Consider the following 13,097-nt stretch of genomic DNA (forward strand, 5'->3'; position numbering starts at 1 on the left):
TCTCGCCCGATGTCCTGCATGCTTTCCGGCGCGTTCAAATGTACGCGCCCAAAAGCGTAAGCGCGAGATTCTAACGCATTGATTCGCGCTTGTCTGCAACTGCCGGGCATCCGGCTCGCGCCTCTGCCGTTGCCCCGCCGATGCTACAATTTTCGGCTTCGCGCACGCATGCCGTGCTCACTTCGCCTGCCCTTCCCCACATTCCAAGCCGTGAATTTCGACGAATATTGCCAGCAAAAAGCGGCGCCCCCTGGATCGAGCGCCTACTACGCGCTGCGGCAAGCGCCGGCCGCCAGTCAGCCGCGCTTGACCGCGCTCTTCGCACTGCGCCGCGAGTTCGAGGAAACGGTCAAGGAAGTGAGCGACCCCGCGATTGGCCGCACGAAGCTCGCGTGGTGGCAAAACGAACTCGGCGCGTTGGCTGCGGGCTCGCCCACGCATCCGGTTGCAAAGGCGCTCGCGGCTTCGCTGCCCGACGTCAAAGCGGAATACCCCGCGTTGCAGACGCTGCTTGGCGGCTTCGAGATGGATCTCGACCAGGCGCGTTACCTGGACTATCCGAATTTGCGCCGCTACGTGCAGGCGGTCGGCGGCACTTTTGCCGCGCTTGTGGCGCGCGCGGCGAGCACGAATGGATCCACGAGCGCACACACCAGCGCACCCACCGACGGCGCGCAGGCTCCTGGCTGGTCCACGCCGTTAGGCGAAGCGCTGCTGCTCGCACAACTCGTGGCGGAAACGGGCAACGATGCGCGCCACGGCCGCATCTACATTCCTATTGACGAAATGCAGCGCTTCAGTGTGACAGCCGCGGACCTGATCAATCGAAAATATTCGGATGCGTTCACGGAACTCATGCGCTTTCAGACGAAGCGTGCCCGCGATGCCTTGCATAGCGCGCTCGCCGCGGTGCCGCGCAGCGAGCGCCGTTCGCAGCGCACGCTGCTTGCGCAGGGCGCGCTTGCTGGCGCGTTGCTCGATGAAATAGAGCGCGACGGTTATCACGTGCTGCATCAACGTATCGCGTTGACGCCGGTCCGCAAGCTGTGGATCGCGTGGCGCGCAAAGTAAGCGTAACGGGCGGCGCGCGCCGTCGTCAGATGTGCAGCAAAGGGAGTGGCTCGAACTGCTGCCGCAAGATCGCCTGTGCGTCGACACGCCACCAGCGCGCGAGCACCGTCGCGTAAAGCTGTCGAAAATCGACGCCGACCGGCAGCTCCCCATTGCCGTCGAGCCGCGCCAACTGCGGCGGCACGCCGTGCAAGCCGCCGAGCACTCGTCCACCCATCATGAAATGCGGCGCCACGGTGCCGTGGTCCGTGCCGGCGCTGCCATTCTCACGCGGATGCCGCCCGAACTCGCTGTACGTCATCACGAGCGTGTCGTTCCAACGGCCCAGTTCGACAAGCGCCGATCGCATCGCAGCCAAGCCTTCAGCAAATTGCGTCAGCAACAGACGGTGGCGCTCCGGCTGATTCTGATGCGTATCGAAGCCGTTTAGCGTCAGGCGGATTGCGGTTGCGGGGGCGGTTGTGTCGGCTTGCGCAGCATGTAGTCGCAGTGCCTGCCCTTGCTGTGCTTGCACGCGCAACCTATCGCGGGCCGCGAGCATCTGCATCGCGCTCTTTATCGACGCGCCGAACGAGCTGCATGGAAACGCGGTCGTCAGTCGCGTTGCGTCTTGTGCGCGCAGCGGCCGACCACATAGTTGAGCGATGCCTTTCCCGGCCTCTACAACTTGAGCGCGACCGGCAAGCGCCCCGTCACCGCCGCCCAGCGCCAACGGTCCCATTTCAGCGCTGCCGATCACGACGCCCTCAGCGGCAAAACCAGCCGCCGCCGACGCGCTGTCGAACGCGCGACTGAGCCAGCCTTCGCGCAGGTACTGATCGGAGCGCGATGCCGTGTCCCATATCTGCATCGAACGAAAATGCGAGAGGTTGGGCGCCGCGTAACCGACGCCCTGAATGATCGCAAGCTGCCCGCTTCGCCACAAGGGCATCAACGGTTCGAGCGATGGATGCAGCGCCGTGCGTTCGTCGAGTTGAATCGCGTGCTCGCGTCTGATTGCGATGCGCTTACGGAGCCGGTAGTACGCCGGATCGGCGAACGGAATGACGGTGTTCAGACCGTCATTGCCGCCCTTCAATTCGATGAGGATCAGGAGCTTGCCGTTATCGCGTGCGAACGCTGGAACGTGACGTGCCCTGTGCGCGGCGGGCTCAGCGCCGAATGTGCGAGGCAGCCAGAGGGCCGCGCTGGCGGCGGCGCTCATCGAGAGAAAGCTGCGTCGTTTCATGGGGCGTCCGGAAGGATGCGCGAATCACTGGCGAGCAAATGTGCAAGGCGCACGATGCGTTCATGACAGACCGCATCTTCACGCACGATGACGCATCGCATGCGCCATGCCGCTCCCCTGCCCGCCCGCTTCTAGCACGAGCCACATGCAAGACTCGACACACCTTGTCAGCATGATGAGCAAGACATGCACTGCAAAATCACGAACGGGAAGCACAGCGAAGAGCGATGCAAGTGCGAACAAGCACAAGACAGCACAAGAACGGAAAGACAGCGTGGAACGCTAAAACCAGAACAAGCACGACGACCACCACCACCAAAACCCTACCGCTTATAAAGCTCCCGCACAGCATCTTCGATATGCTGCCTCAGCAAACGACGTTCGTCCGGCGTCATATGCCCATCGCGGCGGCGTTGATCGAGGTCGGGGGGAACCGCGGTGCGCAGCATCACGTCCGATGCAGGCCGCTCGCTGTTCGAGTCATGACGGTTTGCTTTTGAGGGACTCGGTCTGGGCGCGCGCGCGCTCGCAGCTCTGTCGGCAGAAGGCTGGGCGTGGGCGAGCGTTGATCCCAATGTGCCTGCGAGCGTACCGGCGACCGCCAGTGCAATCACGTTCAGGCGCACATTCGGCCAAACCCCTCCCTTCATGTTGTTCCCTTCGTGGCGCGGCAACCGGCGACCTCAAATGCGTGTGACAAACCCGGTTACGAGCCGGGCGCGTGGGTTTTAGTCGAGTGAAGTATCCACCGAACAGCCGCATTCAGTAAAGGAGTCTAACTGGCGTCGCTTTACGCCGTGCCACAGGCAGGGTAAATTTTGTAACTGACTGTAACTCGACAAATGATGCAACCGCGCACCACTTTCTAATCGCGCTAAGATGCCGACCATGGAAACCAAAAACCCTTCGAAAATCCTCGTCGTCGACGACGATCCGCGCCTGCGCGACCTGCTGCGCCGCTACCTCGGCGAACAAGGCTTCAATGTTTATGTGGCGGAGAACGCGCCGTCCATGAACAAGCTGTGGGTGCGCGAGCGCTTCGATCTGCTGGTGCTCGACCTCATGCTGCCTGGCGAGGACGGCCTGTCCATCTGCCGGCGTCTGCGCGGCAGCAACGACCGCACGCCGATCATCATGCTGACGGCCAAGGGCGAAGACGTCGATCGTATCGTCGGCCTCGAAATGGGCGCCGACGACTATCTGCCGAAGCCGTTCAATCCGCGCGAACTGGTCGCGCGAATTCATGCTGTGTTGCGCCGTCAGTCGCCGTCGGAATTGCCGGGCGCGCCGTCCGAGACCACCGAGGTCTTCGAGTTCGGCGAGTTCGCGCTCAATCTCGCGACCCGTACGCTCACCAAGGCAGGCCAGGAAATTCCGCTGACCACCGGCGAGTTCTCGGTGCTCAAGGTATTCGCGCGTCATCCGCGCCAGCCGCTGTCGCGCGAGAAGCTGATGGAACTCGCTCGCGGCCGCGAATACGAAGTGTTCGACCGCAGCCTCGACGTGCAGATCTCCCGTCTGCGCAAGCTGATCGAGCCCGACCCGGGCAGCCCGCGCTTCATTCAGACGGTATGGGGTCTTGGCTACGTGTTCATTCCCGACGGCGCAGCCTGAGTTTGTTCACACCTCAAGCTTTTGTTTTCAGATAAGAAGGGCCCATGCGGATCGACCGGCGCCTCCTGACGCTCGCGTTCGGCGGCCTTTTCTGGCGGACCTTTCTGCTGATCGCGCTGTTGATCGCAGTCAGTCTCGCCGCGTGGTTCCAGAGCTTCCGGGTGATCGAGCGCGAGCCGCGCGCGCAGCGCGTGGCGTTGCAGCTCGTCGCCATCGTCAAGCTCACACGCACGGCACTCCTTTATTCCGATCCCGATCTGCGGCGCGCGTTGCTGCAAGATCTGGAAAGCAATGAAGGCGTGCGCGTGTATCCGCGCGAAACCACCGACAAGTTCAAGCTGCAGCCCGACGAGTCGCTGAACCGGCTGATCGAACACGACATTCGCGGCCGTCTCGGCGACGACACCGTGATCGCGCAAAGCGTCAACGACATCCCTGGCGTGTGGATCAGCTTCAAGATCGACGACGACGATTACTGGGTCGCGCTCGACCGCGATCAGCTCGACAATGCAACCGGCCTTCAATGGGCCGGCTGGGGCGTGTTCGCGCTCGCGTTGTCGCTATTCGGCGCGGCCTTCATCACGAGTCTCGTGAACCGGCCGTTCGCACGTCTCGCGATGGCCGCGCGCCGGGTCGGCTCGGGCCAGTCGCCCGAACCGCTGCCCGAGCGCGGCATGGGCGTGGCCGCCGAAACCAATCGCAGTTTCAACCAGATGGTGCGGGACCTCGAACAGCTCGAGGCCGACCGCGCCTTGATGCTCGCCGGCATCTCGCACGATCTGCGCACGCCGCTCGCGCGGCTGCGGCTCGAAACAGAAATGAGTCCGTCGGATCAAAGCACGAAAGACGCAATGGTCGACGACATCGAGCAGATGGATATGATCATCGGCCGCTTCCTCGATTACGCGCGGCCGGTGCAGCGCGTGCCCGAGCCCGTCGATCTGTCGGTGATCGCAAGCGAACTCGCCGCGCGCATGCAAAGCGAGGACAGCATGCGGCTGATCACGCGGCTTGCGCCGTCGGCGGTGATCGAAGCGGACGAGACCGACATGCGGCGCGTCGTCGGCAATCTGCTGGAAAACGCGCGCAAATATGGTTTGAGCGATGGCGACGGCATTCCGCACGTCATTCTGGAGACGCGTGTGTCGCACTCGCGAGTCGAGCTTTCGGTGGTCGACGAAGGCCCGGGCATTCCGGAAGATCAACTCGCGCTCGTCACACGGCCGTTCTATCGTGTGAACTCCGCTCGCACGCAGGCGAACGGCACGGGTCTCGGCATGGCGATCGTGCAGCGGCTCGTCGGCCGTTATCGCGGCGCGCTGCGCTTGCGCAATCGCACGCCGGGCCCCGGCCTCGAAGTCACGATCGAATTCCCGCTTGCCAAAGGCGCTTGAGTCCACTGCGAGCCCGCTGTGAACCGCTTGGCCCGCGCCTTGCGACACCGGCTACATCGGACCAGGCTGCGCACTGCCAATGCCCGCCCCGTTGAATAATAACTATCCGGGTTGTTAGTTAAAAACTATTGAGCGGATAGTTCCATAGAGCTATAGTTAAAAGCCTGACACGCGCTCGTGATGACGAGCTGGTAGCCTCAACATGCTGTTTTTCCAACACACGAAGGAGCACTCGCATGAAAACCGTTGGCGACAAACTCGAAGCGTTCACCGTCACCGCTGCCAAGCCTGGCTTTAACAACCACGAGGAAAACGGCGTCTCGGCGTTCGAAGAGATCACGGAGCAGTCGTTCCCCGGCAAGTGGAAGATCATCTACTTCTACCCGAAGGATTTCACCTTCGTGTGCCCGACGGAAATCGTCGAGTTCGGCAAGCTCGCGAAAGACTTCGAGGAACGCGACGCGGTGCTGCTCGGCGGCAGCGTCGACAATGAATTCGTGAAGCTCGCATGGCGCCGCGAGCACAAGGACTTGAGCAAGCTGAACCACTATTCGTTCGGCGACGTGAAGGGCGAGCTGATTGACCAGCTCGGCGTGCGCGACAAGGAAGCGGGCGTCGCGCTGCGCGCCACGTTCATCGTCGATCCGGACAATACGATCCAGCACGTTTCGGTGAACAACCTGAACGTCGGCCGCAATCCTGAGGAAGTGCTGCGTATTCTCGACGGTCTGCAAACGGACGAGCTCTGTCCGTGCAACCGCGCAGTCGGCGGCGCGACGCTGTAAGCCGTGTCTGCCCAGGCCCGCCACGCTTGAAAAAGCCGCGGGCTTTTTTATCGACAACCCGATAGGAGATCGCAATGGAGTTCTTGTCTTCCATTAAGGCGCTCGTGCCCGACTACGCGAAAGACATCCGGCTGAATCTCGACGGCACGATCGCGCGCTCGTCGCTGGAAGGTAACGATGCGGTGGGCGTCGCGTTGGCCGCGGCTTTCGCCGCGAAGAGCACGGTGATCGTCAACGCGATTCGCAACGCGGGCGTGCTCTCGCCCGAAGAGACGAACGGCGCGTTGACCGCCGCCGCGTTGATGGGCATGAACAACGTCTGGTATCCGTACGTCGAAATGACGGACAACGCGGATCTGAAATCGCAACCGGCGCAGTTACGCATGAACGCCTATGCGTCGCATGGCGGCGTGGACAAGCGGCGCTTCGAGATGTATGCGCTGGCCGCGTCGATCATCGGCAAGTGTCATTTCTGCGTGAAGTCGCACTTCGATACGCTGGTCGCCGAAGGCATGAGCACGACGCAGTTGCGCGACGTGGGCCGGATTGCCGCCGTGATCAATGCGGCCGCGCAGTGTATTGCCGCAGAATAACGGCAGTTGATTTCGTCGCGGCTTAGGGCTTTGTCGACGCCGCGCGAGCCGCTCTTCGCGGCCGCATAAAAAGCCAGTCAGTCCTTGACCAGCAACACCACGGCCTGCGCCTCGATGCCCTCGCCCCGGCCAAGATAGCCGAGCTTCTCATTGGTCTTGGCTTTTACGTTGACCTTTTCCGTCGGCAAGCCGAGGTCGGCGGCAATGTTCGCGCGCATGCCTTCGATATGCGGCGCGAGCTTCGGCGCCTGCGCGACCACGCTGCTGTCCACATTCGCGATCGAAAAGCCCGCGGCCTTCACGCGCGCCACGCACTCGCGCAGCAGCACGCGGCTGTCGGCGCCGGCGAACTTCGCATCCGTATCGGAGAAATGGCGGCCGATGTCGCCGAGCGTGGCCGCGCCGAACAGCGCGTCGGTGATCGCGTGCAGCAGCACGTCGGCATCCGAATGGCCGAGCAAGCCGCGCTCATAGGGAATCGTCACCCCGCCGATAATCAACGGACGCCCCGGCACCAGCGCATGCACGTCGTAGCCTTGCCCAATTCTGAAATCCATCTGCGTCAAGTCCTCAAGTCCGTTCACTGAATTCACTGAAAATGAAACCGCCGGTCACGCTGCCGAAGGCCGCAGCAAAATCGCCTCGGCGAGATCGAAGTCTTCCGGGTACGTCACCTTGAAATTGCGCAGGCTGCCCTGCACGAGCCGCGGCGCATGGCCGGCCCATTCGATCGCGCTCGCTTCGTCGGTGAGATCGTGGCCGTCGGCCTGCGCGCGCAAGATCGCTTCGCGCAACATGCCGATGCGGAACATCTGCGGCGTCTGCGCCTGCCAGAGTCCGTCGCGCGATTCGGTGCGGGCAATGCGGCCGTCCGCCGATGCGCGGTCGATGCGCTTTAACGTATCCGCGACCGGCAAGGCCATGATGCCGCCCACCGCGTCGTCTTTCAGCGCGCCGGTCAACGTGCGGATCAGCCCCGGCGTGATGCCCGGCCGCGCGGCGTCGTGCACGAGCACCCAGTCGTCGTCGCGCGCGTTGAACTCGGTGAGCGCGTGCAAGCCGTTCAGCACCGACGCCTGGCGCGACGCGCCGCCGCAACGGCGCACGGCAAAGCGCAAGCCGCCGAAGCGGCGCGCGTCGAAGTGCTGGTCGTCGGGCGCAATGACGACGAGCGTTTGCGCGAATTCACTGCACGCGTCGAATGCCGCGAGCGAATAATGCAGCAGGTCGCGGCCGGCGACGGTGCGATACTGTTTGGGCATCGCGGCGCCGGAACGGCTGCCGGTGCCTGCGCACGGAATCAGGGCAAATAGACGGGAAGTCACGAGTGCGGATGCCGCGAGGTCAAAGTAAAGGACGGATTTTATAATAGGTCCTTCGCATCCACGCCCCGACACGCGTAAACTTGCCGGTTCGTGTGAGCCCGAGGCCGCCTTTTCCTTTCTATGCCAGATATCGCCGCAACATCGCAGTACTCCCCGCCCGTCGCGCTCGTCAAGGCCGGCCAGCGTTTCGCCTTCGACGGCACGCATGGCTCGTCCGACGCCCTGCTGATCGCCCGCTACCATCTCGCCTATCGCGAGAAGGTGCCGTTGCTCGCGGTCGTCTGCGAGAGCGCGGTCGATGCACAGCGGCTGTCGCAGGAAATCGGCTTTTTCGCGCCGGACGCGCGCGTGCGCCTGCTGCCCGACTGGGAAACGCTGCCTTACGACACCTTTTCGCCGCACCAGGATCTGGTCTCCGAGCGCCTCGCCACGCTGCACGATCTCGGCGAGGGCCGCTGCGACATCCTGCTCGTGCCCGCCACCACGGCGCTGTACCGGATGCCGCCCGCGTCGTTTCTCGCGGCCTATACGTTCTCGTTCTCGCAAGGCGAGCGCCTCGACGAGGCCAAGCTGAAAGCGCAGCTCACACTGGCCGGCTACGAACACGTGAGCCAGGTCGTGCGCCCCGGCGAATACTGCGTGCGCGGCTCGCTGCTCGATCTTTACCCGATGGGCTCGCCCTTGCCCTACCGGATCGATCTGTTCGACGACCAGGTCGATTCGATCCGCGCGTTCGATCCCGACACGCAGCGCAGCCTTTATCCGGTGAAAGACGTGCGGCTCTTGCCGGGCCGCGAATTCCCCTTCGACGAAGCCGCGCGCACCGCGTTTCGCAGCCGCTGGCGCGAAACGTTCGAGGGCGATCCGAGCCGCGCGTCGATCTATAAGGACATCGGCAACGGCGTGCCGTCGGCGGGCATCGAATATTATTTGCCGCTTTTCTTCGACGAGACGGCCACCCTCTTCCACTACTTGCCGCAAGGCGCGCAACTCGCGTTTATCGGCGATCTGGACGCGGCGATCCGGCGCTTCACCAACGACACCAAGCAGCGCTACAACTTCCTGTCGCACGATCGCGACCGGCCCATTCTCGAGCCGCAGCGCCTCTTTCTGACGGACGAGGATTTCTTCACGCTCGCCAAGCCGTTCGCGCGCCTCGTGCTGCCGGCCAACGCGGGCGGCGGCTGGGCGACGCCGCTGCCGAATCTCGCGATCGACCGTCACGCGGACGATCCTGTCTCGGCCTTGCGCGCGTTTCTCGACACGACGCCGAACCGCGTGCTGTTCGCCGCGGAATCGGCGGGCCGCCGCGAAACGCTATTGCAGTTGCTCGCGGACAATCATCTGAAGCCCGCGTCGAGCGACAGCTTCCAGGACTGGCTCACCGGCGACGCGCGTTTTTCGCTCGGCGTCGCGCCGCTTGCGAACGGCTTTGCGGTGCCGGTCGACGGCATCGCGATCATCACCGAAACGGAGCTTTACGGACCGCTCGCGCGGCGTGCGGGGCGTCGTCGCCAGGAACAGGCGAGCAACGTCGATTCGATGGTGCGCGATCTGTCCGAGCTGAAGGTCGGCGATCCGGTCGTGCATTCGCAGCACGGCATTGGCCGCTACATGGGCCTCGTCACGATGGACCTGGGCGAAGGCGAAACCGAGTTCCTGCACCTCGAATACGCGGGCGACAGCAAGCTCTACGTGCCGGTCGCGCAACTGCATGTGATCTCGCGCTATAGCGGCGCCGACCCGGAAAGCGCGCCGCTGCATTCGCTCGGCTCGGGTCAATGGGAGAAGGCCAAGCGCAAGGCTGCGCAGCAGATTCGCGACACCGCCGCCGAGCTGCTGAACCTTTACGCGCGCCGCGCCGCGCGCTCGGGCCACGCGTTCGCGCTCGAGCCGAAAGACTATGTGAAGTTCGCCGAGAGCTTCGGCTTCGAGGAAACGCCCGACCAGGCCGCGGCCATCGCCGCCGTGATCGGCGACATGACGAGCGGCAAGCCGATGGACCGTCTGGTATGCGGCGACGTGGGCTTCGGCAAGACCGAGGTTGCATTGCGCGCGGCGTTTATCGCGGTGATGGGCGGCAAGCAGGTCGCGCTCCTCTCGCCCACCACGCTGCTCGCCGAACAGCACACGCAAACCTTCACAGACCGCTTCTCCGATTGGCCGGTGCGCATCGCCGAACTGTCGCGCTTCAAGTCGACCAAGGAAGTGAACGCCGCGATCCAGCAGATCAACGAAGGCAGTGTCGACATCGTGATCGGCACGCACAAGCTGCTCTCGTCGGATGTGCAGTTCAAGCGGCTCGGGCTCGTGATCATCGACGAAGAACACCGCTTCGGCGTGCGTCAGAAAGAAGCGCTCAAGGCGTTGCGCGCGGAAGTGGACGTGCTCACGCTGACCGCCACGCCGATTCCGCGCACGCTCGGCATGGCGCTCGAAGGGCTGCGCGATTTCTCCGTGATCGCGACCGCGCCGCAAAAGCGTCTGGCGATCAAGACCTTCGTGCGTCGCGAGGAAGAAAGCGTGATTCGCGAAGCCATGCTGCGCGAACTGAAGCGCGGCGGCCAGGTTTACTTCTTGCACAACGAAGTCGAGACCATCGAGAATCGCCGGCAGATGCTTGAAGCGCTCGTGCCCGAAGCACGCATCGCGGTCGCGCATGGGCAGATGCACGAGCGCGAACTCGAACGCGTGATGCGTGACTTCGTCGCGCAACGCGCGAACGTGCTGCTGTGCACGACGATTATCGAAACCGGTATCGACGTGCCGAGCGCGAATACGATCCTGATTCATCGCTCGGACAAGTTCGGTCTTGCGCAATTGCACCAGTTGCGCGGGCGCGTCGGGCGCTCGCATCACCAGGCGTACGCGTATCTGCTCGTGCACGATCCGCAAGGTCTGACGAAGCAGGCGCAGCGCCGGCTCGAGGCGATCCAGCAGATGGAGGAACTCGGTTCGGGCTTCTATCTGGCCATGCACGACCTGGAGATTCGCGGCACGGGCGAAGTGCTCGGCGACAAGCAGTCGGGTGAGATTCACGAGATCGGTTTCCAGCTTTACACCGACATGCTCAACGACGCCGTGAAGGCGCTGAAGGACGGCAAGGAACCCGACCTCACCGCGCCGCTCGCCGCGACGACCGAGATCAATCTGCATGCGCCCGCGATTCTGCCCGCCGACTATTGCGGCGACGTGCAGGAACGTCTGTCGCTCTACAAGCGGCTTGCGAATTGCGAGCACAGCGATTCGATCGACGGCATTCAGGAAGAGCTGATCGACCGCTTCGGCAAGCTGCCGCCGCAAGCGCATGCGCTTGTCGAGACGCATCGGTTGAGGCTGGCGGCGAAGCCGTTGGGCATTTCGAAGATCGACGCGGGCGAAGCCGTGATCGGCTTGCAGTTCATTCCGAATCCGCCAATCGACGCGATGCGTATCATCGAGATGGTGCAGAAGCACAAGCACATCAAACTCGCGGGCCAGGACAAGCTGCGTATCGAAACGCGCAGTCCCGACCTTGCGGTGCGCGTCGCGACCGTCAAGGAGACCTTGCGCGCACTCGGGTCGCCGAGCCGCGGTACGGCCGCGGCAACGGCGGCGCGATGAGTTGAGTAAGTTGAGTTGAAACGCCGCACGGCGTAGGGCGCGTTCATTCGATGCACGCGTTACGCGCGGCCCAGCGCACAAAACCGCCCTACGTCTAGCGTTATTCCGCAATGCTGCGCTGCGCAACCCGCGCGCAGCAGCACACTCAACGTACACAAGCCGCATACGGCACGGCATTTTTGGGTATGATCGAAAGACTCAAATGCCGGAGTCTTGTCATGTCTCACGTCGCTGATTCAGCGCAGTCCTCGCAAACATCCGCCACTGCATCATCCGCTTCCGCCTCCGATACGCCTGTCTCGCTGCCTTGGGTCACACGGCTCGTGTCGATGGACACGGTGAGCCGCAATCCAAACTTGGGTCTGATCGAAACCGTGCGCGACGAGTTGCGCGCCGTAGGCATTGACGCCACGCTCACGCACGATCAAAGCGGCAAATGGGCCAACCTCTTTGCGACGATCCCCGCGCACGACGGCGAAACGAACGGCGGCGTGGTCTTGTCGGGCCACACGGACGTGGTGCCCGTCGACGGTCAGCAATGGGACAGTGATCCGTTCAAGCCGGAAATTCGCGGCGACAAACTGTATGGCCGCGGCACCTGCGACATGAAAGGCTTCATCGGCGCGGCGCTCGCTCTCGTTCCTGAAATGCAGCGCACGAAGCTCGCCAAGCCGATTCACTTCGCGCTTTCATTCGACGAGGAAGTGGGTTGCGCGGGCGCACCGCTTCTGATCGCCGACCTGATGAAGCGCGGCGTGAAGCCGGACGGCTGCATCGTCGGCGAGCCGACCAGCATGCGGCCCATCGTGGCGCATAAGGGCATCAACGCTTATCAATGCTGCGTGCGCGGCCAGGCGGCGCATTCGTCGCTCACGCCGAAGGGCTTGAACGCGATCGAATACGCAGCGCGCCTCATCTGCTATATCCGCGACATGGCCGATCAGTTCCGCGAGCAAGGTCCGTTCGACGAACTGTACGACGTGCCCTTCACCACCGCGCAAACCAGCACGATCGTCGGCGGCAATGCGATCAATACGGTGCCGGCCGAATGCAAGTTCCAGTTCGAATTCCGTAACCTTCCCACGCTCGACCCGGAGCCGATCTTCGCGCGCATCGACCAGTACGCGCGCGAAACGCTGCTGCCGAAAATGTTGCGCGAGCATCCATCGGCGGCCATCGAGATCACGAAGATCGCCGCGGCGCCGGGACTCGATTCGTCCGAACAGGCGGCCATCACGCAACTCGTGCGCGCGCTCACCGCGGATCAGGACAAGCGCAAGGTTGCATACGGCACGGAGGCCGGACTGTTTTCGCTGGCGGGCATTCCGAGCATTGTGTGCGGACCCGGCGACATTCAGCAGGCGCACAAGGCCAACGAGTTCGTCGCACTGGATCAGCTCGTGCAGTGCGAACGCTTCCTGCGCAAGTTCATCCACAGCATGTCGGTGGAAGCGCATGCGCTCTGAAAACGCGTGAGAAAGAAG

The 13,097-nt window shown here is 63.3% G+C and carries 11 protein-coding genes; 7 read left to right on the forward strand and 4 right to left on the reverse strand.

The annotated features are described in order from the left end of the window. Window positions 1-210 precede the first annotated feature (210 nt). Window positions 211-1,071, forward strand: a complete 861-nt coding sequence (locus tag AB6809_RS08845) for a squalene/phytoene synthase family protein (RefSeq protein WP_029968337.1) — start codon at window positions 211-213, stop codon at window positions 1,069-1,071. Window positions 1,072-1,096: 25 nt separating this feature from the next. Here AB6809_RS08845 and AB6809_RS08850 read toward each other — a convergent pair whose 3' ends face one another. Next, window positions 1,097-2,299 (reverse strand): DUF1501 domain-containing protein, encoded by a 1,203-nt coding sequence (locus AB6809_RS08850; protein WP_307254492.1) that lies wholly within the window; start codon window positions 2,297-2,299, stop codon window positions 1,097-1,099. Window positions 2,300-2,622: 323 nt separating this feature from the next. After that, complete coding sequence (locus tag AB6809_RS08855) at window positions 2,623-2,949, reverse strand: hypothetical protein (RefSeq protein ID WP_029968335.1); 327 nt, start codon at window positions 2,947-2,949, stop codon at window positions 2,623-2,625. A 229-nt stretch (window positions 2,950-3,178) separates the two neighbouring features. Here AB6809_RS08855 and ompR point away from each other — a divergent pair, with 229 nt between their 5' ends. The 4 genes from ompR to AB6809_RS08875 all read left to right on the forward strand — a co-directional run bounded on the left by ompR (window position 3,179) and on the right by AB6809_RS08875 (window position 6,685). Beyond that, window positions 3,179-3,913 carry a two-component system response regulator OmpR gene (gene ompR / locus AB6809_RS08860; protein ID WP_006048917.1) on the forward strand — a complete coding sequence of 245 codons (735 nt, stop codon included), beginning with the start codon at window positions 3,179-3,181 and terminating at the stop codon, window positions 3,911-3,913. Between the two features lie 44 nt (window positions 3,914-3,957). Continuing rightward, the gene (locus AB6809_RS08865; RefSeq protein WP_006048916.1) at window positions 3,958-5,307 is read left to right on the forward strand and encodes an ATP-binding protein; all 1,350 of its coding nucleotides are present in this window, start codon (window positions 3,958-3,960) and stop codon (window positions 5,305-5,307) included. Between the two features lie 236 nt (window positions 5,308-5,543). Beyond that, on the forward strand, window positions 5,544-6,092 hold the full coding sequence (locus AB6809_RS08870) for a peroxiredoxin (protein WP_006048915.1): 549 nt from the start codon (window positions 5,544-5,546) through the stop codon (window positions 6,090-6,092). A 74-nt stretch (window positions 6,093-6,166) separates the two neighbouring features. Continuing rightward, window positions 6,167-6,685 carry a carboxymuconolactone decarboxylase family protein gene (locus AB6809_RS08875; RefSeq protein WP_006048914.1) on the forward strand — a complete coding sequence of 173 codons (519 nt, stop codon included), beginning with the start codon at window positions 6,167-6,169 and terminating at the stop codon, window positions 6,683-6,685. 77 nt (window positions 6,686-6,762) lie between these two features. Here AB6809_RS08875 and ispF read toward each other — a convergent pair whose 3' ends face one another. Continuing rightward, window positions 6,763-7,242 (reverse strand): 2-C-methyl-D-erythritol 2,4-cyclodiphosphate synthase, encoded by a 480-nt coding sequence (gene ispF / locus AB6809_RS08880; RefSeq protein WP_371026384.1) that lies wholly within the window; start codon window positions 7,240-7,242, stop codon window positions 6,763-6,765. A 54-nt stretch (window positions 7,243-7,296) separates the two neighbouring features. Continuing rightward, window positions 7,297-8,010: a 2-C-methyl-D-erythritol 4-phosphate cytidylyltransferase gene (gene ispD / locus AB6809_RS08885; protein ID WP_029968333.1), complete on the reverse strand. Its 714-nt coding sequence runs from the start codon at window positions 8,008-8,010 to the stop codon at window positions 7,297-7,299. Between the two features lie 120 nt (window positions 8,011-8,130). Here ispD and mfd point away from each other — a divergent pair, with 120 nt between their 5' ends. After that, window positions 8,131-11,613, forward strand: coding sequence for a transcription-repair coupling factor (gene mfd, locus AB6809_RS08890; RefSeq protein ID WP_114156083.1), 3,483 nt, complete (start codon window positions 8,131-8,133; stop codon window positions 11,611-11,613). 218 nt (window positions 11,614-11,831) lie between these two features. Next, window positions 11,832-13,079, forward strand: a complete 1,248-nt coding sequence (gene argE, locus AB6809_RS08895; protein WP_114156082.1) for an acetylornithine deacetylase — start codon at window positions 11,832-11,834, stop codon at window positions 13,077-13,079. Window positions 13,080-13,097: the final 18 nt, after the last annotated feature.

This window comes from Paraburkholderia sp. RCC_158, from assembly GCF_041355255.1.
Taxonomy (GTDB): domain Bacteria; phylum Pseudomonadota; class Gammaproteobacteria; order Burkholderiales; family Burkholderiaceae; genus Paraburkholderia; species Paraburkholderia graminis.

Coding starts and splice junctions, on each gene's coding strand:
- AB6809_RS08850 (WP_307254492.1), bottom strand. CDS start 2,299: ATGAAACGACGCAGCTTTCTCTCGATGAGCGCCGCCGCCAGCGCGGCC.
- AB6809_RS08855 (WP_029968335.1), bottom strand. CDS start 2,949: ATGAAGGGAGGGGTTTGGCCGAATGTGCGCCTGAACGTGATTGCACTG.
- ompR (WP_006048917.1), top strand. CDS start 3,179: ATGCCGACCATGGAAACCAAAAACCCTTCGAAAATCCTCGTCGTCGAC.
- AB6809_RS08865 (WP_006048916.1), top strand. CDS start 3,958: ATGCGGATCGACCGGCGCCTCCTGACGCTCGCGTTCGGCGGCCTTTTC.
- AB6809_RS08870 (WP_006048915.1), top strand. CDS start 5,544: ATGAAAACCGTTGGCGACAAACTCGAAGCGTTCACCGTCACCGCTGCC.
- AB6809_RS08875 (WP_006048914.1), top strand. CDS start 6,167: ATGGAGTTCTTGTCTTCCATTAAGGCGCTCGTGCCCGACTACGCGAAA.
- ispF (WP_371026384.1), bottom strand. CDS start 7,242: ATGGATTTCAGAATTGGGCAAGGCTACGACGTGCATGCGCTGGTGCCG.
- mfd (WP_114156083.1), top strand. CDS start 8,131: ATGCCAGATATCGCCGCAACATCGCAGTACTCCCCGCCCGTCGCGCTC.
- argE (WP_114156082.1), top strand. CDS start 11,832: ATGTCTCACGTCGCTGATTCAGCGCAGTCCTCGCAAACATCCGCCACT.